We start from the raw sequence: 22,401 nt of genomic DNA, 5'->3' as shown, positions 1-22,401 counted from the left end.
GTGAAGAAGTTCCTCGCCGCCGCAACCGCCGTCCTGCTGCTGGCCGGCTGTGGCAACGGGGCCGCCAGCGGCGGAAACAACCCCGAAGAGAAGTCGATCCGGATCGCGTACCAGGCGTTCCCGAGTGGTGACCTGATCGTCAAGAACCAGGGGCTCCTGGAGAAGGCGCTGCCCGACTACAAGATCACCTGGACGAAGTTCGACTCCGGGGCCAGCATCAACACCGCGTTCGTCGCCAAGAGCGTCGACATCGCGGCGATCGGCTCCAGCCCGGTGGCCCGCGGCCTGTCCGCCCCGCTGAACATTCCCTACCAGGTCGCGTTCGTCCTCGACGTGGCCGGTGACAACGAGGCGCTGGTGGCCCGCAACGGTTCCGGCGTCGACGACGTGGCCGGGCTGCGCGGCAAGAAGGTCGCCACCCCGTTCGCCTCCACCGCCCACTACAGCCTGCTCGCGGCACTCGACTCCGCCGGGGTCAAGGAGTCCGAGCTGACCATCGTGGACCTCGAGCCGCAGGACATCCTGGCCGCCTGGACCCGCGGTGACATCGACGCCGCGTACAGCTGGCTGCCGTCGCTCGACGCGCTGAAGAAGAACGGCAAGGTCCTGATCACCAGCCGTGAACTGGCCGCCGGCGGCAAGCCCACGCTCGACCTGGGTGTCGTGTCCACCGCGTTCGCCACCGCGCACCCGGCAGCCGTCGACGCGTGGCGCAAGGCCGAGGCACAGGCCCTCGACATCATCGCGACGGACCCGGACGCGGCCGCCAAGGCCGTCGGTACCGAGCTGAACCTGCCGGCCGCCGACGCCAAGGCCCAGCTGTCCCAGGGCGTCTTCCTCAAGCCGGCCGACCTGTCCTCGCCGGAGTGGCTGGGCACCGAGGGCGCGCCCGGCAAGCTCGCCGACAACCTGGTCAGCGCCGCCGAGTTCCTCAAGTCGCAGCAGAAGATCGACGCCGTGCCGTCGCTTGCCGACGTGCAGAAGGCGATCTACGTCAAGGGACTGCCCGGTGTCCTCAGCTGACGCGATCGTCATCGACGGCCTCTCCCATTCCTATGGGGACGTCACGGCGGTCGGCCCGATCGACCTGACCGTCCCGGCGGGGGAGTTCCTGGTCCTGGTCGGCGCGTCCGGCTGCGGCAAGAGCACGCTGCTGCGCCTGATCGCCGGTTTCGAGCAGCCCACGAGCGGGACCGTGCTGACCGACGGCACGGCACCCGTTCCGGGGCGCGGAGCCGGGCTGGTCTTCCAGCAGCCGCGGCTGTTCCCGTGGAAGACCGTCGGCGGCAACGTCGCGCTGGCGCTCAAGTACGCCGGTCAGCCCGCCGGGGCCGGCCGGGTCGACGAACTGCTCGCCCGGGTCGGTCTGCACGACGTCGCCAAGCGGCGTACCTGGCAGATCTCCGGCGGCCAGCAGCAGCGCGTCGCCATCGCCCGGGCGCTGGCCGTCGACAACCCCCTGCTGCTGCTGGACGAGCCGTTCGCGGCCCTGGACGCGCTCACCCGGGAGAAACTCCAGGACGATCTGCGGCAGGTGAGTGTCGAGACCGGGCGCACCAGCGTCTTCGTCACGCACAGCGTCGACGAGGCGGTGTTCCTCGGCAGCCGGGTGGTGGTCCTCACCCCGCGGCCCGGCCGGATCGCCCTGGATCTGCGGATCGACCTGCCGCGTACCGGCATCGCCGCCGACGAGCTGCGCGGCCTCCCCGAGTTCGCGGCCCTGCGAGCCGAGATCGGCCACGCCATCCGCGACCGCGTGACCGCCTGACCCACGGCCTCGCGTGGTGACCCGCGCTCCGGGGCGCGGGTCACCACGCGGGGTGGGGCGTGTCACGCGCTCCACCCCCGCGGCGGTCACGCCTTCTTCGTCACGACCTTCTTGCCGGACGCCTTCACCGTGTAGGCGGCCGACTTCTTCGTCCACGGGTTGGTGGCGTACACCCGTACGCCCGCCGTGATGTTCTTGACCTTGACCATCGCCACCCCGGCGGATCTGTTGGCCGCGGCCGCCTTCCGGCCGACGAGCGTGCGCAGCGTCGCCACCTTGACCGTGCCGCCCTTGGCCGCCTTGCGGGTGTCGGCGGCACCGCCGGTCGCGGCGGACTTCACGGTGCCGGCCATGCCGAGGTACGCGACCCCGGCGGCCAGCGTCTTCGCGTCGATCGTCTCGCCGGCGGCGGGCACCGCGACGTCCTGCTCGCCGTAGGTGTAGCCGATCGCCATCGACACGGTCAGCCCGTCGTCGGACAGGTCGGACTCGGCCGAGGTCAGCACCGACGACACATCGGTGTGCAGGGTCACGTCGCCCACCGTCGGCTCGCTGAACCGGTAGTCGATCGTGCCGTCCTCGTGCACCGTCCGGGTCCCGGCGCCGACCGTCGGCGCGGCCAGTTCCACCGGGCCGGGTGCCGCCTTGTCCAGGGTCACCGACGGGTCGGCCTCGAAGACGTACCGGACCGCGGGCCGTCCCATCATCTTCAGCGCCGAGCGGCCCATGCCGTCGGCGACCGGGTCGTAGACGCCGGCGCCCTGCTTGAGGACCGACCGGGACTCGGCCTGCCCACTGAGCGCGAACGTGGAGTCGGCCGCCCACCGGACCCGGTCGATCCGGAGCCGCTGCCAGCCGGTGAGGCTGTTGCCGCCGGCCGAGATGCTGAAGTCGGCCCGCGCCGCCCAGCCCGTGGCGCCGGCCGCCTCGGTCGCCTCGGCGACGGCCGCCACCGCGGCCTTCATCTCGGCGGCGCTGAGCTCGGTCGCCGTTTCGGCGGTGGTGCCGGCCCCGGCGTGGGCGGCGCCCGGCGCGACAAGGAGCCCGGCCGCGACCGATGCGGCGGCGAGGAGGATCGCGGGGCGGGACAGAACTGGCATGGGTTGACCTCGGAGATCGTGGGACAGTGGCGACGCGAATGATCGGCCGGCGGTCCCGCGGTATGAGATGTTCCCGGCTGTCGCGTACCGCTGTCTCACACGCGCTGAGACAGCGGCACACGACAGCCGGGTTGACGGGGATGCCGCTGCCGTGGCGGTCACCGTCCGGTGTGGACCACTTCGGGGGTCGGCGTATGCTCGTCGCCGACAGTGACGCCCGCCGACGGGAGCCGCCATGACCGACCGTGACGCCGCCAAACTGGACACCAGCGTGCCGCACTCGGCACGGGTGTGGAACTACTGGCTGGGCGGCAAGGACAACTTCCCGGTGGACCGGGCGGTCGGCGACGATTTCGCGGACCTCTACCCGGACATCACCGTGGTGGCACGCCACTCACGGGCGTTCCTCAAGCGGGCCGTCACCTTTCTGGTGAAAGAGGCCGGCATCCGGCAGTTCCTGGACATCGGCACCGGCATGCCGACGGCGGAGAACACCCACCAGGTGGCGCAGGCCGCGGCCGGAGACGCGCGGATCGTCTACGTGGACAACGACCCACTGGTGCTGGCACACGCGCGTGCGCTGCTGACCAGCACGCCCGAGGGCCGCACCGAGTACATCGATGCGAACCTGCACGAGCCCGCGAAGATCATCGCGGCGGCGCGTGGCACGCTCGACCTGGACCAGCCGGTCGGCTTGATCCTGATGAACATTCTCGGTCACGTGCCCGACATCGAGCAGGCGATCGCCATCGTCCGGGAGTTGCTGGCGGCGCTGCCGCCGGGCAGCTTCCTCATCACCGCCGACGGCACCAACGTGCTCGACGGGCCGGCCTTCGAGGAGGCGATCGGCGTGTGGAACGCGAACGCCCCGCTCAGCTACCACCTGCGCCACCCCGACCAGATCGCCCGGTTCCTCGACGGCCTCGAGGTGCTGGAGCCCGGCCTGGTGCCGTGCTCGAGGTGGCGTCCCGCACCCGACGCCGCCGGCGAGGACCTGCGCGAGGTCGACGAGTACGGCGCGGTCGCCCGCAAACCCTGAGACCTGTCGCTCACCGCTGTCTCAGCGCAGCTGGGACAGCGGTGGCGTGCAGCCGCCAAGATCGAGGTCGGCGGCCGGCACCGGGCGGGCGAAGTGGTAACCCTGGGCGGTGTCACAGCCCAGCCCGCTCAGCGCCACCGCGGTCGGGACGTCCTCGACGCCCTCGGCCACCACGGTGAGACCCAGGTTGTGGGCCAGGTCCACGGCCGAGGCCACGAGCGCGTGGCTGGAGGAGTCGGCGACCATGTCGGCCACGAACGAGCGGTCGATCTTCAACTCGTCGACGGGCAGCAACTTGAGGTACGTCAACGACGAGTAGCCCGTGCCGAAGTCGTCGATCGACGTCTTCACGCCCAGTTCACGGACCTGGCGCAGCGCCTCGATGGTGGTCGTCGGGTCGGACAGCACGGTGTGCTCGGTGATCTCGATGCACAGCAGCTCCCCGGGCACCCCGGTGGACGCCAGCAGTGCGGCCACCCGCCCCGGGAACGACTCCTCGAGCAGGCTGCGGGTGGACACGTTCACCGCGACCGGCACCCGGTGCCCGGCGTCCAGCCAGGTGCGGGCCTGCTGCAGGGCGATGGTGAGGACCCGCTCGGTGAAGGGGTGGATGAGGCTGGTGGTTTCCAGCACCGGCACGAACTGTCCCGGCGGCACCGGCCCCCGGGTCGGGTGGTACCAGCGGGCCAGCGCCTCCACCCCGGACAGTGAACCGTCGATGAGGGACACCTTCGGCTGGTAGTGCAGGGTGAACTGGGAGTCGTCGGTGAGCCCGCGCCGCAGATCGCCGAGCAGGGTGAGCCGGTCGGCACTGTCCTGCCCGCTGCCGCCACTGAACCGGCGGAAACTGCCGTGCTGCTGTTTCGCGTCGTGCATGGCGCTGTCCGCGTGCCCGAGCAGGGTGGTCACGTCGTCGTCCGGTGCGGCGGCCGCCGCCCCGATACTGATCTCCAGGTCGACGGTGATGTCGTCGAGCTGGAACGACTGGTCGAACGCCTCCCGCAGCCGGGCCGCGACCACATCGGTGCGGGCCGGGTCCAGGTCGCGCAGCAGGATCGCGAACTCGTCGCCGCCGGTCCGCGCGACCAGGTCACTGTCCCGGACCGCCTCGGACAGCCGCCATCCGGCCTCGGCCAGCAGCCGGTCGCCGACGTGCGGGCCGAGCTGGTCGTTGACATGCCGGAAGCCGTCGATGTTGACGGTCAGCACGGTGATACCGGGATTGAACGGGTCCGGCCGGGTCGCGGCCAGCGCCTTCTGCAGACCGTTGGTGAAGGCGGCCCGGTTCGGCAGCCCGGTCAGCATGTCGGTGGCGGCGAGCGCCTCGACCTGCCGGCGGTGCGCGCGGGTGTGCCAGCCGAACAGCCCCACCACGAGCAGGCTCAGCGCGAACGTGACGCCACCGCCCCAGACCAGCCGGTGCGAGTCCTGCCGGGCGGTCTCCTGATGCCGTGCGTAGCTCTGCTGGGAGCGGTCGCGCAGCCGCAGCAGCCGGTCGGTGTTGCGCCGGTAGGTGGGCGCGATGACGGTCTCCAGCGTGTCCCGTGCCTTCGCCGTCTCGCCGCGGTCGAGCAGCGACAGATACCAGATGATCACCTGACGGAGGTTGACCTGCCGCCGCGCGATGGTGCCGGCCTCGGTCACGTCCGCGCGGTCCTCGGCGACCGCGGCGATCGCCAGGGTCGCCCGGTACGTCTCGTCGTCCACGGTCAGCACCCGCTGCCGGGCGGCCCCGGCCGGGTCGTCGGCGGCCGCCTGGATCAGCGACATCTCGTACGCCGACAGATAGGCGGCCTGCTGGTAGGCGGCCACCCGCTCGGCGTCCCGGACCAGGTCCTCGACGATGGCGGCGTGTCGCCGGTCGTCCACCAGCGAGAACCCGGACAGCAGTGCCAGCGAGACGATGAACGACGAGATCACCCACCGGCGGGTACGGCGCAGACCGTCCCGTCCACGGCGCATCATCCGCCCACGACCCCGTCGCGGGCGGCCGCCGCGACAGCCCCGAGCGGCTGGCGGTGTACAGCCGGGGTGCGGTCGCCGTCGTGGAGCGGCTCTTCGGCACGGTCATCGATCACGCGCTGCCGATCGGCCCCCGGTGACCCGCCTTGAGCCTTGCTCCCGCTCTGCCACCGACTCCGCACCGGGTGCGCCGTACTGGCAGAGGTCCGGCCATCCCCGCCGACGGCGGGGATGGCCGGACGTCTCTCACCGGGGGATGGACCACCAGACGGTGGTGTCCGGCGGCAGGACGAGGTTGTCGGCGGTGCCCTCGACCGGGCCGCTGGCCAGCAGAAGCTCGCCGGGCCGCCCGACCGCGACCGGCTCGTCGCTCATGTTGACCGTGCAGCGGAAGACCGGGGCGCCCTCGACCTCGCGTTCGAAGGCGAGTACGCCGGCCGGCGCCGCGATCCAGCGCAGGTTGTCCGTCGGTGCCAGCGCCGGTTCGGTCTTGCGGATGGCCAGGGCCGAGCGGTAGAGCTCGAGGGTGGAGCCGGGGACGCCGGCCTGCGCGGCCACGCTGAGTGCCGCCCACGCCTCCGGCTGCGGCAGCCAGCTGCCGCCGCCGTCCGGGCCGAAGCCGTACGGTGCCCGGTCGCCGCTCCACGGGATCGGCACCCGGCAGCCGTCGCGATAGCCGTCCTGACCTGCCGCGCGGTGGAAGGCGGGGTCCTGACGTGCCTCCGGCGGCAGGTCGATGACCTCGGGCAGCCCGAGTTCCTCGCCCTGGTAGAGGTAGGCCGAACCGGGCAGTGCCAGCATCAGCGCGGACGCCGCGCGGCCACGGCGCAGACCGGCCTCGTCGTCCACCTCGGTGGGTTTGCGGCCGGCCGCCTCGCCGTCGATCTTCTGCATCAGGCGGGTGGTGTGCCGGACCACGTCGTGGTTGGAGAGGGTCCAGGTGGTCGGGGCGCCTACGACACGCATGGCGGCGAGCGACTCGTCGATCATCTGCTGCTGCTCGTGCACGTTCCAGGCGGTGCCGAGGTAGCTGAAGTTGAACGCCTGGTGCAGCTCGTCGTCACGGACGTAGTTGGAGACGCGGGCCAGCGTCGGCGCCCACGCCTCGGCGACGGCGATGCGCTCGCCGGGGTACTCGTCGAGGATCCGGCGCCAGTCGCGGTAGATCTCGTGCACGCCCTCGCGGTCGAAGAACGGGCTCTCGCCGGCGCCGAGCAGGTGCCATTCGCCGACGTCGCCGAGGTCGGGCAGGCCGTCCTCCTTGACCATGCCGTGTGCCACGTCGACCCGGAAACCGTCGACGCCCAGGTCGAGCCAGAACCGCAGGATGGTCTTGAACTCGTCGCGTACGGCCGGGTGGTCCCAGTTGAAGTCGGGCTGCTCGGGGGCGAACAGGTGCAGGTACCACTCGCCGTCGTCGACGCGGGTCCAGGCCGGGCCGCCGAAGATCGACGGCCAGTCGTTCGGCGGCAGTTCACCGTTCTCGCCCTTGCCGGGGCGGAAGTGGTAGCGCTCGCGGAACGGCGAGCCGGGCCCGTCGGCGAGCGCGCGCTTGAACCATTCGTGCTGGTCGGAGGAGTGGTTCGGAACCAGGTCGACGATGACCCGCAGGCCGAGGGCGTGGGCGCCGGAGATCAGCCGTTCGGCGTCGGCGACGGTGCCGAAGATCGGGTCGACGGTGCGGTAGTCGGAGACGTCGTAACCCGCGTCCGCCTGGGGCGAGGCGTAGAAGGGCGAGAGCCACACCGCGTCCACGCCCAGGTCCCGCAGGTACGGCAGCCGGCTGTGGATGCCGGGCAGGTCACCGATGCCGTCGCCGTTGGAGTCGGCGAAGCTGCGCGGGTAGATCTGGTAGATGACCGCGTTGCGCCACCACGATGCGGGGGGCGCCTCCACGGTGGGCGGTGCGATCAGTTGGTCCGTCATGGCGACGAACGCTAGCAGCTTACTAACACGTGTTACATAGGTTGGGCGCTGCTTTCTTGCAGCAAGTTCTTGCAGCGCGCCGTTATGCCGGTTTCGCGGTGGATTCCCGGACGATCAGTGAGGTGCCGAGAGTGTGGTGCGGGTGCTGTTCCTCACCCCTGATTGCCGAGATCAGGAACTCGGCGGCCATCCGTCCCTTGGTCACGATCGGCTGTCGCACGGTGGTGAGCCGGGGCCGGAACCAGGAGGACTCCGCAAGGTCGTCGAACCCCGTCACGGACACCTCTGCGGGCACTTTGATTGCAAGTTCTTGCAGGGCATCCACGGCCCCGTACGCCAGCACGTCCGACAATGCCAGCACGGCCGTCGGCGGCTCCCCGCCGGACATCGGATCGCCGGACATCAGAGCGATCGTGGCGCGGTAGCCCTCGGCCCTGGTCACCGGAACCTCGGCCAGCCGTACGTCGGCCATCGTCAGCCCGAACTCGGCGAGCGCATCCGCGATACCGGCCATCCGCCGCGCCAGCGGACCGCGATAGCCGCGCACCGGCACCTCGGCGCCCGGGTCGATGGAGAGCACGGCCAGTCGGCGATGCCCGAGTTCGAGCAGGTAACGGGCCACCTCCCGGGCGCCGCCCCGGTCGTCGACCTCGACGCTCGGCGCGCCTTCCAGCCGGTCGCTGTCGATCAGCACGAACGGGATGCCGCGGCGGGTCAGCTCGGCCACCTCGCCCCGGTCGGCCTCCAGCCCGCACACCACGAAGCCGTCCACCGCGGCGTACGGGATCGCCCTGAGCACCGAATCCTGCAGCGGCGGCGTCAGCAGCAGGGTGTATCCCTCCTGGTCGCACACCTGCCCGGCGCCCATCAGGAAGCGGGAGTAGTACGGGTTCTCCAGGATCCGCCCCAGCCCCTGCGGCAGCAGCACCCCGATCGAGTTGGTGGTGCCGGCCTGAAGCATCCGGCCCAGAGTGCTCGGCGCGTAGCCCAGCGCCTCGGCGGCGGCCAGGATCCGTTCCCTGGTCGCCACCGAGATCCGCTGAGGGTTGTTGAACGCGAACGACACCGCCGAACGGGAGACGCCCGCGGCCGCCGCGACGTCGCTGGACGTGGCCTTTCCCGACGGCATGGGCGGCACACTATCCCAGGGTGTTACCCCGCGGTCACCGGCACGCGGACGGCCGCGTCGAAGAGGTAACCGAGGGTGTTGAACTCGGCGACCTCCGGCTGGGTGTTGCCGCGTACGTCGGTGGCCCGGGCCAGCAGCACGTGCTCCCCGGCCGCCGGCGTCCAGTCGTACTCCCAGCGCTGCCAGACCCCGCCCGGCGTCGAGCCGTACGGCCGCGCGCGCCGCCACGTCGTACCGCCGTCGGTGCTGACCTCGACCTTGCGGATCGGGCCGTCCGCCGACCACGAGCGACCGGTGAGCCGGGTCCGCACGCCGGCCGGGAACGTCGCGCCCGGGTCCAGTTCGAAGGCGCTCTTGACGACCTGTCGATCGAACGGCGCGCCCTCGGCCGGGAACTGCGGCCCGAACAGCCGGTAGAACTGGGTGTTCCAGGGGGAGAAGAGCGGTTCGGCGGAGACCTCGATCCGCCCGACCCACTTGATCGAGGAGATCCCGATCCACTCCGGGACGACCACCCGTACCGGGAAGCCGTGGTCCGGCGGGAGCGGCTCGTCGTTCAGTTCGTAGGCGAGCAGCACATCGTCGAACGCCTTGCGGATCGGGAACGGCCGGCGGACCGGGCCGAGGTCCACGCCGCCGCTGACGAAGTTCGGGTCGAGGCCGATCGGCTGGACGTCGACGGCGCTCTTCCTGATCCCGGCCTTGCGCAGCACCGTGGAGAGCCGGACGCCGGTCCACTTGCCGACGCCGATGGCGCCGAGCCGCCACGCGGTGCCGGCGACGGTCTGGCCCTGCTGGGTGGTGAAGTAGCCCCGGCCGTTGCCGGCGCACTCGATCGCCACCGGCCGGGTCACGCTCGGCAGGCGCTTGAGGTCGTCGAGCGTGAAGTGGGCGGTCCTGGTACCCGAGCCGGAGATCTCCAGACTCCACGTCGACGCGTCGATCGCCGGGGTGACCGTGTGGTTGCGGACGAAGAAGCGATCCACGGGCACGTAGTAGCCCTGGCCCTTGAGTGCTGACCAGAGTGTCTCGGCGTTGGTGCCGAGACTGCGGAACAGGTCGGCCGGCAGCGGTTTGACGATCGGCCCGGCGGCGTGTGCGGGGCTACCCGGCAGGGCCGCGCCGACACCTGCGGCGGCGGTCAGCGCGAGCAGGGTCCGCCGGGAGAAACCGCTGGTCCGCCCGGCCATGAAGTCGCGCAGTCGGCGCTCGTCGTATACACCCTCGTTCATGGCGACACATCCTATCGATTCCATAGGAGTTGTAGATAGTGTTGGCCGCATGGACTTCCACTGGTTTCTCCCCACCAACGGCGACAGCCGCGACATCGTGGCCACCGCCGACGGCGTGCGCCCCCTGACGATCGGCTACCTCGGGCAGATCGCCCGCAGCGCCGAGCAGCTCGGCTTCGTCGGCGCGCTCACCCCGACGGGAGCCTGGTGCGAGGACGCCTGGTTGTCCACCGCGATGCTCACCGAGGTCACCGAGCGGCTGAAGTTCCTGGTCGCCTTCCGGCCCGGCCTCATCTCACCGACGCTCGCGGCGCAGATGGCGTCGACCTTCCAGCGCCTCTCCGGCGACCGCCTGATGCTCAACGTGGTCACCGGCGGCGAATCGCACGAGCAGCGCCAGTTCGGTGACTTCCTCGACAAGGACTCGCGCTACGCGCGGACCGGCGAATTCCTCACGGTGGTCAACGGGTTGCTGAGGGGCGAGACCATCTCGTACGCGGGTTCGTTCATCCAGGTCGAGGAGGCTCGCCTGGCCCGTGTCCCCGCGCAGCGTCCGGCGATCTACTTCGGCGGGTCGTCGAAAGCGGCCGGCCCGGTCGCCGCGGCACATGCCGACGTCTACCTGACCTGGGGTGAACCGCCCGCGCAGGTGGCCGGGAAGCTGGCCTGGATCCGCACGCTCAAGCCGGACATGCGCTTCGGTATCCGCCTGCACGTGATCACGCGTGACACCGCCGAGGCGGCCTGGGCCGAGGCCGAACGCCTGCTGCGCAACGTGTCCCCGGCCGACATCGAGGCCGTGCAGGCAGGCCTGGCCCGCAGCGAGTCGGTGGGGCAGCAGCGGATGCGTGAGCTGCACGGCGGCGACCGCGACGGCCTGGTCGTCGCGCCGAACCTGTGGGCCGGTGTCGGACTGGTCCGGGGCGGCGCCGGCACCGCCCTGGTCGGCAGTCACACCGAGGTCGCCGACCGGATCGAGGAGTACGCGGCCCTCGGCATCGACGAGTTCATCCTCTCCGGCTACCCGCACCTGGAGGAGGCGTACCAGTTCGGCGAGGGCGTGCTGCCCGAGTTGCGCCGCCGTGGCGTGTGGCGGCACCCGGCCGGGGACACCGGTCCGGCACCGGCGGCGATCCCGTTCGCCGGCATGCCCCTGACCCGCTGACCCGTCCTTGAACGCCGGCTGGCCCTCACCGCTGCCTCAACGTGCCTGAGACAGCGGTGCAGGTCAGCCGGTTTTGTTTGCGGGTCTCAGCGGTTCGTGTCCCCGGCGGACTCGGCGATCTGCGTGCGGTTCACCGTGTCCCAGTCCGGCCGCGGCTTGGTCTGGTCCGCGTCGCCGCCGGCGGGTGCCGCGGCCGCCTGCGGGCGTCCCGGCCACCAGAAGCGGTCCCCGGTGAGGGTGGCGAGGGCAGGCACCAGCACGGTACGGACGAGCAGCGTGTCCAGCAGCACCCCGATACCGACGATCACGCCGATCTGGGTCAGGGTGACCACCGGGAGCACGCCGAGGACCGCGAACACCGCCGCCAGCAGGATGCCGGCGCTGGTGATGACCGCACCGGTGACGGCCAGCGCGTGCACCATGCCGTCCTTCGTGCCCCGGGTGGCCGCCTCCTCCTTGGCCCGGGTGACCAGGAAGATGTTGTAGTCGACACCGAGCGCGACCAGGAACAGGAACGAGAACAGCGGTACCGAGTTGTCCAGTGCCGGGTAGTCGAACACGTTCCGGAACAGCCACGAACCGGCGCCGAGCGAGGCCACGAAGCTCACCACCACGGTGATCATCAGCAGTACCGGTGCCACGATCGCCCGCAGCAGCGCGACCAGCACCAGGAACACCACGGCCAGGATCACCGGGACGATGACGCCGAGGTCGCGGCGGGCGGCGTCGCGGGTGTCCAGGGCGGTCGCCACCGTACCGCCGACCAGCGCCTCGCCGTCCAGATTCGCCCGCAGGTCACGGATCGTGCGGAACGCCTCGGCGGTGTCCGGTGCGGCCTCCAGCACGGCGCTGATGCTGACCTGGGAGGCGGTCTGCTCGGCGATGCGGGCCTGGGCGACGCCCCCGGTGCCGGAGACGGTCGCCAGCACCTGCTCCGCCTTGGCGGGTTCGGTCAGGATCACCGCGGGACCGGCGGCACCGGCCGGGAAGTATTTGCTGAGCGTCTCCAGGCCCTGCACCGATTCGGCCTCGACCCGGAACTGCTCGGCCTGCGACAGGCCCACCTTGGTGCCGAGCCCACCGAGCGACAGCAGCCCGAGCACGATCGCCGACAGGAGGGTGACGGCGACGGGGCGGCGGACCACGCCACGGCCCACCTTCGCCCACAGGCCCTTGCCGTCCTCCGGGCCGGCCTCACTGAACCGGGGGATGAACGGCCAGAACAGGCCGCGGCCGCAGATCACCAGCGCGGCCGGCAGCACGACAAGGGCGAACACGGCGGCGATGGCGACGCCGGCGGCCGCGGTGATGCCCAGTGCGACATTGCTCTTGAGGCTGGCCAGGATCAGCGTGAGCAGGGCGAGGATGACGGTGCCGGCACTGGCGGCGATGGCCGGGCCGGCCCCGCGCAGCGCCTTGGCCATGGCTTCGAAGCGGCTCTCGTACCGGTGCAGCTCCTCCCGGTAGCGGGAGATCAGCAGCAGCGCGTAGTCGGTGCCGGCACCGAACACGAGCACCGTGACGATGCCGGTGGTCGATCCGTTCACGGCCAGGTCGGTGTGCTGCGACAGCAGCGCGATCACCTTGGCGGCCAGCTGGTCGGCGAACCCGACGACGAACAGCGGCACGACCCACAGGATCGGGCTGCGGTACGTGACGAGCAGCAGGATCGTGACGACCACGACCGTGACGATGAGCAGCTTGGTGTTGGCGCCGCTGAAACTGTCCGACAGGTCGGCGCTGAACCCGGCGCCGCCGGTGACCTGCGCGGTGACTCCGGCCGGCAGGCCGTCGGAGACCTTGGCACGCAGCTCCTTGACGGCCTGGATGGTGGCGTCGGCGTCACCGGTGGCCGGCATCGTCACGGTCACCAGGGCGGCCTTGCGGTCCCCGGAGAAGATCGGCTGCCCGAGGCCCTGCACGGTGACCAGGTCGGCGTCGGTGAGTGCCTGCCCGCCCTTGGCGACGACGATCAGCGCCGGGTTGGTCCGTCCGGACGGCAGCTGCTTCTGCAGTTCGGCGACCCGCGTCGAGTCCGCCGAGGACGGCAGTGAGGACGTCGGATCGTTGTCGGTCTCGGTCGTCCCGGCAAACCCGAACACCAGTCCGCCGAGCACCAAGGCCAGGAGAAGCGTCGCCCATGCCCTTCTCATCGCAGGTGCCCCCTAGAGCATGTCTTCAAGACTGAGAATCTTTACAATCGAGATTGTTCATCACCGGCGACGTATCTGCAACACTTACCCCCGTGGAAGTGAACGAGACTGCGGAACGCGCCAGGTTGCGCAGGGACCTCGTCGACCTGTTGAACACCTACAGCAGCGAGGCGCAGCACATCGGGCACGCCTTCGCCGGCCAGCACCGCCTGCACGCGACCGACATGCACGCGCTGCTCGCCGTCATGCACGCCGAACGCCGCGGGACGCCGCTCACCCCCGGCAAGCTCGGTGAGGCGATCGGCCTGACGTCCGGGGCGACCACCGCGCTGATCGACCGCCTGGAACGCGGTGGCCACCTGCGCCGCTGCCGGGAGAGCGCCGACCGCCGGGTAGTGCACCTGCGCTACGCCGACGCCGGCATGGCCCTCGCCGTGTCGTTCTTCGCGCCGCTGGCCCCGCGTACCGACCAGGTGATGGCCCAGTTCGGCGTCGACGAGCTCCAGGTCATCGAGAAGTTCCTGCAGGGCATGAACGAGGCGCTGGTCTCCTACCGCGACGAGCTCCGCAAGCCCTGAACCTGCCGGTGCCGGAGACCTTTTTGAGGTACGGCCGGCGGGCGCGGGCTTTGCAACGGACGTGCACCGGGGCGCGGGTGCAAGCGGGGCGGGCGGCTGCCGATCAATGGCGGCGTGCGAACCGAGCCCCTACTCGCCGAGGCCGATGCCCTGCTCGCCCGCGGCCGTGCCCACAATGCCGAACTGCTGCTCGCGCCCTTCGTCGGGCGTGAGCCCGAGAACGTCGGTGCCTGGCATCGGATGGCCCGTGCCCGGCTCGCCCTCGACGACCTGACCGGCGCGCTGCTCGCCGCGCAGGCCGCGTGGCACTTCGATCCGTACGACGTCGAGTCGCTCTTCTGGCTCAGCCACGCCCGGTCCCGGCTCGCCGACCACGCCGAGGCCATCGCCGCCGCGGCCGCCGCCTGCCGGGAGGACCCCGGCAACCCGCGCCTGCACAACCGGCTCGCCGAGGCACAGCTCGCGGCCGGCCTGCCGACCGACGCGGCGGAGGGTCTGCGGTGCGTCGCCGATCTGGCCGGGTACGACGCCGACCTGCAGGTCACCTACGGACTGGCGCTGTTCGCCATCGGGCGGCCGCTGAGCGCGCGGGAGGCGGTCGGCCGGGCGCTGGCGATCGACTTCGGACACGCCGGGGCTCGGGCTGCGCTCAAGGCGTTCGAGAAGGCGATGAACTCGGCGATCGACGCGGCGTCGCTGGCGCTGGCGGCCGACGAGTTCGCCGAGTCGCTGCGTGTCCACCCGGGCCGGACCGCCCGGCGGCGGACCGGGGCCGGCCGTGACGCGCTCGGGCACGTGGCGCGGGTGGCGCTGGTCTGGTTCCTCGCGGCGCTCGCCGGCGTCGGCACCCTCGAGGCGTCCGGGCTGCTCGTCGCGCCGTCCGGGCTCTACCTCTCGCTGCTGTGCGCGGCCGGCACCGCGGGCTGCGTCTCCGCCCTGGCGCGCCCGGCCACCTGATCCGGTTCGTCCTGCCGCGCCCGGCCGGTGCGCGCGGGCGGGGTCAGGGTGCGTCGCGCAACTGGCGCAGGATCCGGGCCAGCTCGGCCCGGTCGGCCGCGTTGAGGACGGTGAACAGGCGCTCGGCCTCGGCGGCGCGGGCCTCGTCGATGGCGTGTGCCGTGGTGATGCCCTGCCCGGTCAGCGCGACCAGGGTGGCGCGCCGGTCCGACGGGTCGGGGCGGCGTTCGACCAGGCCGCGTTCCTGCAGGTCGTCGATGACCTCGGTGGCTGATCGCGGCGCGATGCGCAGGTGCTCGGCCACGGCGCTGAGCCGCATCTCGCCGTGCCGGGAGAGCACGCCCAGTGCCCGGGACTGCGACGGCGAGACGTGCCACGGCTGCAGAGCGTTGCGGGTGTGCAGGCGCAGGCGTCGCGTCACCGCCCAGAACGACTCGGCCAGGGTCTCCTCCACGGGAACAATCTAACAGTGGCTACCGTTGTAACCTCATGTTGAGGTAACCTCAGCTTTAACCCTGGCGCCCGTGGATCGCACCGAACGGCCCACGGAGCGTGCAGCCGTACAGAAAAGGATCGCTCTTGGCAGAAGGCAAAGGCCGCGGCGCGGCACGCACCCTGACCCCCGCGGAGAAGGCGCAGGCCCGCGCCGTTCCGCTGCGCCGCATCGGCGCGCTGTTCGTCGGTCACCGCCGGCATCTCGCCGTCGTCGTGGCCGTCATCGTCGTCTCGTCCGTCATCTCGATGGGTTCGCCGTTCCTGCTGCGCGAAATCATCGACGTCGCTCTTCCGCAGTCCGACCTGCGGCTGCTGATCCTGCTGGTCGCCGGCATGGTCGGCATCGCGGCGGCCACCTCCGCGCTCGGCGTCGTGCAGACCTGGATCGCGACCACGGTCGGCCAGCGCGTCATGCACCGGCTGCGCACCCGGGTGTTCGCGCACCTGCAGCGCCAGTCCGTCGGCTTCTTCACCCGCACCCGCACCGGCGAGGTGCAGTCCCGCATCACCAACGACATCGGCGGCATGCAGCAGGTCGTCACGTCGACCGCCACCTCCGTAGCGGCCAACCTGACCACCGTCATCGCCACGCTGGTCGCGATGACCGCGCTCTCCTGGCAGCTCACGCTGGTGTCGCTGATCGCGCTGCCCCCGGCGATCTACTGGACCCGCCGCGTCGCCCGGATGCGCCAGGCCATCACCGCGCAGCGGCAGCGCGAGCTCGCCGACCTCAACGTGATCATCGACGAGGGCCTGTCGATCAGCGGTGTCCAGCTGGCCAAGACCATGGGTGCGAGCGGCGCGCTGACCGAGCGGTTCACCGCCTCCTCGGCCCGCCTCATCGACCTGGAGCTGCGCTCCGAGCTGGCCGGCCGCTGGCGGATGGCCACCATGAACGTGGTGTTCGCGATCATCCCGGCAGTCATCTACCTGGCCGCCGGCCTGCCGTTCGCGGCCGGCGCGATGAGCATCGGCACGCTCGTCGCGTTCACCGGTCTGCAGGCGGGCCTGTTCCGGCCGCTGATGAGCCTGCTCGACGTCGGCGTCACGCTCACCGCCTCGCTCGCGCTGTTCCACCGCATCTTCGAGTACCTCGACCTGCCGATCGAGATCGGCGAACCGGCGACCCCCGTCCGGCTCACCGAGGTGCGGGGCCACCTGCGGTTCGAGGACGTGACTTTCGTGTACGACGGAAGCCCCACCGCCGCACTGGCCGGAGTGAGTCTGGACGTCCCGGCCGGCACGTCGCTCGCCCTCGTCGGTGAGACCGGCTCGGGCAAGAGCACCATCGCCGGCCTGATCGCCCGCCTGCACGACCCGACGTCGGGCCGCGTCACGATCGACGGCGTCGACCTGCGCGACCTGGCCCTCGACGACCTGGCCGGCATCGTCGGCGTCGTCAGCCAGGAGACCTATCTGCTGCACACCACGATCCGGGAGAACCTGCGGTACGCGAAACCGGACGCCACGGACGCCGACATCGAGCGGGCCGCCCGAGCCGCACAGATCCACGACCTGATCACGGCCCTGCCGGACGGTTACGACACGATGGTCGGCTCCCGCGGCCACCGGTTCTCCGGCGGGGAGAAGCAGCGCATCGCGATCGCCCGCACCCTGCTGCGCGACCCGCGCATCCTCGTCCTCGACGAGGCGACCAGCGCACTCGACAACGAGACCGAGCGGGCCGTGCAGCGTGCCTTCGACGAACTGTCCCGCGGCCGCACCACGGTGACCATCGCGCACCGGCTGTCCACGGTCCGTGACGCCGACCAGATCGCGGTGATCGATCACGGCCGCATCCTCGAGTCGGGCACGCACGACGCGTTGCTGCGGGCCGAGGGCCGCTACGCGGCCCTGGCCCGCTGATCCGCCGCCCCTCACCGCCCGCCGCCGTTTAGCCGCCCGCCCGCTGACCCGCCGCCCGCCGGGCGGCGGTGGGTTCGGTCAGGTGGGGGTGCCCTGATTTTCGGGGGCGGCGGCATCGCTCAGGATGCGGTGCATCAGGGGGATCGGCAGGTTCGGGCTGGCGGCTGCGGGGCCGGCGGTTTCCGGGTCCTCGAACAGTTCCAGCAGACGATCGAGCGGCAACCGCGGATCGTCGGCGGCCCGGCCCCGTACCAGCGGGTCGGGGTCACGGCTGAGCCGTTCGACCAGTTCCGGGCCGGCGTCCGGGTCGCGGACCGCCAAGGCTCGGGCCTGCGGGTCCGGATGGCCGGCCAGCCGGGCCAGTCCGCTGGCGAGCAGGCTGGGATGCTGCAGCAGCCGGCCACGGGTCATCGTCGTGGCCTCCAGGAACGTGGTCAGCACCGTGTCCGGCGGGACGTCGAGGTGCCGTTCGCAGAGCAGCAGACGGACCGCGAAGTCGTCGTCCCCGGCCAGCATCGCGATCAGGCCGGCGGACAGGTGAGGGTTGCAGGCGACGCTGCGGCGCAGGCCGATGTGAGCCGAGCGCGCACAGCGGGCCTGCTCGGCCGGATCCCGGGTCTCGACCGCCCAGTCGGCCGGCGTGATCCGGTCGTCACGGCCGACGTGGTAGTCGATGGCGGCCCGCTGCTCCTCGGTCAGCTCAGGGCGCATCGAGACGGCCAGCCGGACACGCGGCGACGGGTCGCCGGCCAGCCGCGCCACGGTCCCGGCGGACAGCGCCGCCTCGGCCGCGGCGCACGACCGCGTCCACTCGTTGTCGCTCGCGGCCTGTTCCTCGGCCTCCTCTCGGCTCACCGGCGGCTTCTCGGCGGCCGGTGCCGTATCGACACCCAGGCGTTCCTGCAGCTCCACCGGCACGAACGGGTTGACGGTCAGGTGCAGTGCCAGTTTCGGCGACCGCTCGTACAGCCGCCAGTAGGCCCTGTCAGGTAGCGGTGTCGGCCGGGGCTTGAACGCCCAGACGAAGAAGTAGTCCGGCCCCTCGGCCAGGACCCTCAGGACCGTCAGGTCGGGGTCCTCGACAAGGACCGCCCGCTGCTCGGCGGTGATGTACAGCGCCTCGGCCAGCGCCGCGCGCACCTTGCTGAGAGGGTGACCGGCCAGCGCAGCGAACTGCTCGCCGGTCCATTCCTTACGGTACGGGATGGTGCGTGCGGCCTCCTTCGGCTGTTCGTGGGCCAGCCGGGCCAGCAGATCGGCGGGGATTCGGGGATTGCGGGCGAGACCACGAAGCCGGGACCGGAGCACATCGTTGTCGTACAGCGGGACCTCCAGGGTCGGTCGTCACGAACCGGCGAGGAGCCACATTAGGCAGAGTTCCGGCAGCTCCACAGGGGTCGATCGACCGAGTGACCGGGCGCCGGTCCGGGCCTTAGACTGGAGTCGGTCAATACTCCGCAGGTCCGGTCCCCGGCGGGACAGCCGGCGTGAGTTCCACGCCGGCACCGGGGACCGCCGCGGGAGCGGTGACGCGCGCCGTCCGAGATCAGGCGGTGGTGAACTTCTCGAAGTGGACGACCTCGTCCAGGGGGCGCCGTTTCGGCTGGGACCAGCGGCCCTTCGCCGGGTGACCGAGCGGGATCAGCGCCATGGTGAGGGCGTCGTCGGGCAGGCCCAGGAGCCGGCGGACGTCCTCCTCGTGGCCGACGTGCAGGGTGGTGAGGGTGGCGCCGAGGCCGTGCGCGCGGGCCGCGAGGATCAGCTGCTGGACGGCGCCGTAGATCGACGAGCCGAGCCGCGGGTTGGTGGACTTCGCGGCGCCGAGCAGGACCGGGAAGATCCAGACCGGGGCGTGCTCGAGGTGGCTGGCCAGGTGGTCGGCCGCCAGGAAGCTGGCCTTGCTCATCGGGCCGCCGTCGGGGGAGCCGAGGATCTGCTCGCGGCGGGAGCCGTAGTGGCGTTCCCAGCCCTCCCGGTACCACCCGGCGATCTGCTTCTTGGTGTCCGGGTCGCGGACCACGATCCAGGCCCAGAACTGCCCGTTGCCGGCGGACGGGCCGCGGATCGCGGCGTCCAGGATGTCGCGGATCACGTCGTCGGCGATCGGCTCGGTGGACAGGTAACGGCGCGCCGGCGTGGAGTGCAGCGCCTCCATCAGGGAGAGCTCGGTGGTCATGTGGCGAGACTAGCGATCCGGCCGGCGACCCGCCGAGCTCCGGGCCCGTCCAGGATCGTGTAGTGGTTGACGTCCGGCACGAGCTCGGCGTCGACTCCGGTGAGCTGGTCGGCGCGGTAGAGGCCCGGTTCCTCGTCCATCAGCCCGCGTGGCGCCCAGAGCAGCGGGAACGGGGCCGGCGGCGGTGCCGTGAGCATGTCGGTGGCGTCGCCGCGGACGGCGTCGATGTTGCAGGAGGAGCCGCTGCCGGTGAAGTCGCGCAGCAGGTATGCCTCCAGCATCGGTGACCAGTGACGGCCGAGGGCCGGGTTCTTCCGGAAGTAGGCGAGGTACTCCCGCGGGGAGCCGAACGTCATCGACAGCCGGGCCATGGCCGGGCCGATGACCGCGTGCAGCACCGCGTCGACGTCGAAGCCCGGAGGCACCGGGAGCGCCACACCGCCGTCGACCATCAACACCGGCCCGACCCGGTCGGGATGCAGCGCGGCGGTGGCGGCGACCACGAAGGCGCCCATCGAATGGCCGACCAGAACCGGACGTGACGCGCCGACGTGGGATGCCACCGCGATCAGGTCGGCGGCGTGCGCGGCCATGCCGAACGGTCCGGGCAGCGACGCGCTCCCGGCCCGTCCACGCAGATCAGGAGCCACCAGGTGTACGCGCCCGCGCAGTGCCGCCGCCACGCCGGCCCAGGCCAGCGCATTCGCGGTGATCCCGTGTGCCGCGATCACGACCGGACCGTCGCCGGGCCAGCTCAGCGCCCGCAACAACCCGCCGGCCACCGGGATGTCGATCTCCTGCATCACGTCAGTGTGCCGTCCAGCCGCAGTCGATGGTGAGGGAGGATCCGGTGATCAGCCGGGCCGGTGGCGAGCACAGGTAGGCGAGCAGTTCGGCCACCTCGGCCGGTTCGACCAGCTCCTTGATCGCGGCCCGGTCCAGCAGGATCTTCCCGATCACCTCGGACTCGGCGATGCCGTGCACCGCTGCCTGATCGGCGATCTGCTTGTCCACCAGCGGCGTCCGTACGAAACCCGGGTTGATGCAGTTGGACGTGACGCCGTGCGCGGCGCCCTCGAGGGCGGCCACCTTGGACAGGCCCTGAACCGCGTGTTTGGCGCTCACGTAGGCCGCTTTGAACGGTGATGCCACCAGCCCGTGCACCGACGATATGTTGACGATCCGGCCCCAGCCGCGCTCGTACATGTGGGGAAGCACCAGCCTGATGAGCCGGAACGGCGCCTCGGCCATCACCCGGTGGAGGAGCGCGAACTTCTCCGGCGGGAACTCGGTCAGCGGCGCCACCACCTGCAGCCCGGCATTGTTGACCAGCACGTCCACCTCGGCCGGGAGGGCGTCCACGGCGTCCAGGTCGGACAGGTCGGCGGCGACCGCGCGGCCGCCCGTCGCATCGGCCACCTCCTTCGCGGCCCGCTCGTCGATGTCCACCACCACCACGTGGGCGCCGGCCGCGGCCAGCCGTTCGGCGCATGCACGCCCGATACCGCTGCCCGCGCCGGTCACCAGCGCGGTCCGGCCCGTCAGATCAAGGTCGACCACCTGTGCCGTCGTCATGGCCGGAAACGTACGGGCCGCGCGCCCGCCGCTGGTATGTGTCCGGCCCACACAACCGATCCGCATCCCATGTGATCGATGCCGGTGGTTTTGCTGCGGCAGTGTTTCTAGCGTGTGGCCGCATGAAGTACTTGCGCATTCCCGCCGCCGTCGCGGCGGTAGCACTTTTGACGACCGCATGCGGAAGCCCGCAGGCCGCCACCACCGACGGCGCGATCCGCGTCGGCATCGTCTACTCCCAGTCCGGCCCGCTCGCCACCTACGGCGCCCAGTACGCGGAGGGTTTCAAAGCGGGCCTGTCGTACGCGACCGGCGGCACCGGCAAGGTCGGCGACCGGGCCGTCGAGGTCACCTGGACCGACGACGCCGGCGACCCGGTCAAGGCGGTCGCCGCCGCCAAGGACCTGATCGGCAAGGGCTACAAGGTGCTCGGCGGTTCCACGTCGTCGGGTGTGGCGCTGCAGGTCGCCCCGCTCGCCGCCGAGAACAAGGTGCTGTTCGTCTCCGGCCCGGCCGCCTCCGACGCGATCACCGGCGCCAACAGGTACACGTTCCGGTCCGGCCGTCAGTCGTACCAGGATGTTCTGACCGCGAAGTCGTACCTCGGTGACGGTAAGAAGGTCCTGGTCTTCGCCCCCGACTCGGCGTTCGGCAAGTCGAACGTCGACGCTGTCACCGCGGTCCTCGGCGGAGCCGGAGCGACCGTCACCAGCATCGCCGTGCCGGCCAACGCCACCGACTTCACCCCGTTCGCCAGCCAGATCAAGGCCGCGGCTCCCGACCTGGTGTTCGTGGCCTGGGCCGGCACCACGGCCGGGGCCATGTGGCAGGCACTCGACCAGCAGGGCGTCCTCTCCTCGACGAAGGTCGTCACCGGTCTGGACATCCGCGCCTCCTGGGCCGGATTCGGCGCGGGCGCAACGAAGCTGAACCTGCTCGCCCACTACTTCGACGGAGCTGTCGACAACGCCGCCTACCAGGCGTTGAAGGCCGCCGTACCGGACGGGCGGACCGACCTGTTCCACCCGGACGGCTTCGCCGCCGCGCAGATGATCGTGCACGCGCTGCAGAGCAGCCCCGACGACGCCGACAAGATGGTCGCGGCGCTCGAGGGCCACAGCTTCGACTCGGTCAAGGGCAAGCTCACCGTCCGGCCGGAGGACCACGCCCTGCTCCAGCCGATGTTCCAGGCCCGGCTCACCGGCCCCGACGCGGTCACCGCGGCCGGCACCGTCACCGCCGGGGACGCCACCCCACCGGCCGCGACGATGAAGGGTTGA

19 protein-coding genes are annotated in these 22,401 nt (G+C 71.4%); 8 read left to right on the top strand and 11 right to left on the bottom strand.

The genetic code is table 11. The features are described from left to right. A complete protein-coding gene (locus AB0G04_RS13470; protein WP_360981620.1) occupies window positions 1-1,023 on the top strand; it encodes an ABC transporter substrate-binding protein in 1,023 nt (340 codons plus the stop codon). Beyond that, window positions 1,010-1,768: an ABC transporter ATP-binding protein gene (locus tag AB0G04_RS13465; RefSeq protein WP_360981617.1), complete on the top strand. Its 759-nt coding sequence runs from the start codon at window positions 1,010-1,012 to the stop codon at window positions 1,766-1,768. Before AB0G04_RS13470 ends, AB0G04_RS13465 begins: the two co-directional genes overlap by 14 nt. Before the next feature lie 86 nt (window positions 1,769-1,854). On the opposite strand, the gene AB0G04_RS13460 is transcribed toward AB0G04_RS13465, so the two are convergent. Then, window positions 1,855-2,868, bottom strand: coding sequence for a hypothetical protein (locus tag AB0G04_RS13460; protein WP_360981614.1), 1,014 nt, complete (start codon window positions 2,866-2,868; stop codon window positions 1,855-1,857). A gap of 235 nt (window positions 2,869-3,103) precedes the next feature. On the opposite strand from AB0G04_RS13460, the gene AB0G04_RS13455 reads away from it, so the two are divergent. Further along, complete coding sequence (locus AB0G04_RS13455; protein WP_360981611.1) at window positions 3,104-3,907, top strand: SAM-dependent methyltransferase; 804 nt, start codon at window positions 3,104-3,106, stop codon at window positions 3,905-3,907. A 21-nt stretch (window positions 3,908-3,928) separates the two neighbouring features. Here the strand turns inward: AB0G04_RS13455 and AB0G04_RS13450 are convergent, their stop codons facing one another. The 4 genes from AB0G04_RS13450 to AB0G04_RS13435 form a co-directional block, all read right to left on the bottom strand. Beyond that, on the bottom strand, window positions 3,929-5,872 hold the full coding sequence (locus AB0G04_RS13450; RefSeq protein WP_360981608.1) for a bifunctional diguanylate cyclase/phosphodiesterase: 1,944 nt from the start codon (window positions 5,870-5,872) through the stop codon (window positions 3,929-3,931). A gap of 243 nt (window positions 5,873-6,115) precedes the next feature. Beyond that, entirely contained in the window at window positions 6,116-7,795 is a 1,680-nt protein-coding gene (locus AB0G04_RS13445) for a glycoside hydrolase family 13 protein (RefSeq protein ID WP_360981605.1), read from the bottom strand. Between the two features lie 82 nt (window positions 7,796-7,877). Beyond that, window positions 7,878-8,924 carry a LacI family DNA-binding transcriptional regulator gene (locus tag AB0G04_RS13440; RefSeq protein WP_360981602.1) on the bottom strand — a complete coding sequence of 349 codons (1,047 nt, stop codon included), beginning with the start codon at window positions 8,922-8,924 and terminating at the stop codon, window positions 7,878-7,880. A gap of 23 nt (window positions 8,925-8,947) precedes the next feature. Then, window positions 8,948-10,156, bottom strand: coding sequence for a sulfite oxidase (locus tag AB0G04_RS13435; protein WP_360981599.1), 1,209 nt, complete (start codon window positions 10,154-10,156; stop codon window positions 8,948-8,950). A gap of 49 nt (window positions 10,157-10,205) precedes the next feature. Here AB0G04_RS13435 and AB0G04_RS13430 point away from each other — a divergent pair, with 49 nt between their 5' ends. Further along, on the top strand, window positions 10,206-11,321 hold the full coding sequence (locus AB0G04_RS13430; protein WP_360981596.1) for an LLM class flavin-dependent oxidoreductase: 1,116 nt from the start codon (window positions 10,206-10,208) through the stop codon (window positions 11,319-11,321). An 86-nt stretch (window positions 11,322-11,407) separates the two neighbouring features. On the opposite strand, the gene AB0G04_RS13425 is transcribed toward AB0G04_RS13430, so the two are convergent. Then, a complete protein-coding gene (locus AB0G04_RS13425) occupies window positions 11,408-13,474 on the bottom strand; it encodes an MMPL family transporter (RefSeq protein ID WP_360981593.1) in 2,067 nt (688 codons plus the stop codon). 98 nt (window positions 13,475-13,572) lie between these two features. Between AB0G04_RS13425 and AB0G04_RS13420 the strand changes: the two genes are divergently transcribed. Further along, entirely contained in the window at window positions 13,573-14,052 is a 480-nt protein-coding gene (locus AB0G04_RS13420) for a MarR family transcriptional regulator (RefSeq protein ID WP_360981590.1), read from the top strand. Between the two features lie 114 nt (window positions 14,053-14,166). Continuing rightward, window positions 14,167-15,009, top strand: a complete 843-nt coding sequence (locus AB0G04_RS13415; RefSeq protein ID WP_360981587.1) for a UDP-N-acetylglucosamine-peptide N-acetylglucosaminyltransferase — start codon at window positions 14,167-14,169, stop codon at window positions 15,007-15,009. A 43-nt stretch (window positions 15,010-15,052) separates the two neighbouring features. Here the strand turns inward: AB0G04_RS13415 and AB0G04_RS13410 are convergent, their stop codons facing one another. Next, a complete protein-coding gene (locus tag AB0G04_RS13410) occupies window positions 15,053-15,472 on the bottom strand; it encodes a MarR family transcriptional regulator (protein WP_360981719.1) in 420 nt (139 codons plus the stop codon). 116 nt (window positions 15,473-15,588) lie between these two features. On the opposite strand from AB0G04_RS13410, the gene AB0G04_RS13405 reads away from it, so the two are divergent. After that, window positions 15,589-17,370, top strand: a complete 1,782-nt coding sequence (locus AB0G04_RS13405; protein ID WP_360981584.1) for an ABC transporter ATP-binding protein — start codon at window positions 15,589-15,591, stop codon at window positions 17,368-17,370. A gap of 78 nt (window positions 17,371-17,448) precedes the next feature. Here AB0G04_RS13405 and AB0G04_RS13400 read toward each other — a convergent pair whose 3' ends face one another. The 4 genes from AB0G04_RS13400 to AB0G04_RS13385 form a co-directional block, all read right to left on the bottom strand. After that, complete coding sequence (locus AB0G04_RS13400; protein ID WP_360981581.1) at window positions 17,449-18,678, bottom strand: hypothetical protein; 1,230 nt, start codon at window positions 18,676-18,678, stop codon at window positions 17,449-17,451. A 238-nt stretch (window positions 18,679-18,916) separates the two neighbouring features. Further along, a complete protein-coding gene (locus AB0G04_RS13395) occupies window positions 18,917-19,546 on the bottom strand; it encodes a nitroreductase family protein (RefSeq protein ID WP_360981578.1) in 630 nt (209 codons plus the stop codon). Then, on the bottom strand, window positions 19,543-20,349 hold the full coding sequence (locus tag AB0G04_RS13390) for an alpha/beta hydrolase (RefSeq protein WP_360981575.1): 807 nt from the start codon (window positions 20,347-20,349) through the stop codon (window positions 19,543-19,545). The genes AB0G04_RS13395 and AB0G04_RS13390 overlap by 4 nt, the downstream gene beginning before the upstream one ends. Before the next feature lie 4 nt (window positions 20,350-20,353). After that, window positions 20,354-21,121 (bottom strand): 3-hydroxybutyrate dehydrogenase, encoded by a 768-nt coding sequence (locus tag AB0G04_RS13385; RefSeq protein WP_360981572.1) that lies wholly within the window; start codon window positions 21,119-21,121, stop codon window positions 20,354-20,356. Window positions 21,122-21,243: 122 nt separating this feature from the next. Between AB0G04_RS13385 and AB0G04_RS13380 the strand changes: the two genes are divergently transcribed. Beyond that, on the top strand, window positions 21,244-22,401 hold the full coding sequence (locus AB0G04_RS13380; RefSeq protein ID WP_360981569.1) for a substrate-binding domain-containing protein: 1,158 nt from the start codon (window positions 21,244-21,246) through the stop codon (window positions 22,399-22,401).

Source organism: Actinoplanes sp. NPDC023801, from assembly GCF_040639655.1.
Classification (GTDB): Bacteria; Actinomycetota; Actinomycetes; order Mycobacteriales; family Micromonosporaceae; genus Actinoplanes.
Note: the sequence above shows the minus strand (reverse complement) of the source record. Positions and strands in the feature narration are given on the sequence as shown.

Bases quoted from the DNA above. Each gene is read 5' to 3' on its own strand.
- AB0G04_RS13460 (WP_360981614.1), bottom strand. From the start codon at position 2,868: ATGCCAGTTCTGTCCCGCCCCGCGATCCTCCTCGCCGCCGCATCGGTC.
- AB0G04_RS13455 (WP_360981611.1), top strand. From the start codon at position 3,104: ATGACCGACCGTGACGCCGCCAAACTGGACACCAGCGTGCCGCACTCG.
- AB0G04_RS13450 (WP_360981608.1), bottom strand. From the start codon at position 5,872: ATGATGCGCCGTGGACGGGACGGTCTGCGCCGTACCCGCCGGTGGGTG.
- AB0G04_RS13445 (WP_360981605.1), bottom strand. From the start codon at position 7,795: ATGACGGACCAACTGATCGCACCGCCCACCGTGGAGGCGCCCCCCGCA.
- AB0G04_RS13440 (WP_360981602.1), bottom strand. From the start codon at position 8,924: ATGCCGTCGGGAAAGGCCACGTCCAGCGACGTCGCGGCGGCCGCGGGC.
- AB0G04_RS13435 (WP_360981599.1), bottom strand. From the start codon at position 10,156: ATGAACGAGGGTGTATACGACGAGCGCCGACTGCGCGACTTCATGGCC.
- AB0G04_RS13430 (WP_360981596.1), top strand. From the start codon at position 10,206: ATGGACTTCCACTGGTTTCTCCCCACCAACGGCGACAGCCGCGACATC.
- AB0G04_RS13425 (WP_360981593.1), bottom strand. From the start codon at position 13,474: ATGAGAAGGGCATGGGCGACGCTTCTCCTGGCCTTGGTGCTCGGCGGA.
- AB0G04_RS13395 (WP_360981578.1), bottom strand. From the start codon at position 19,546: ATGACCACCGAGCTCTCCCTGATGGAGGCGCTGCACTCCACGCCGGCG.
- AB0G04_RS13390 (WP_360981575.1), bottom strand. From the start codon at position 20,349: ATGCAGGAGATCGACATCCCGGTGGCCGGCGGGTTGTTGCGGGCGCTG.
- AB0G04_RS13385 (WP_360981572.1), bottom strand. From the start codon at position 21,121: ATGACGACGGCACAGGTGGTCGACCTTGATCTGACGGGCCGGACCGCG.
- AB0G04_RS13380 (WP_360981569.1), top strand. From the start codon at position 21,244: ATGAAGTACTTGCGCATTCCCGCCGCCGTCGCGGCGGTAGCACTTTTG.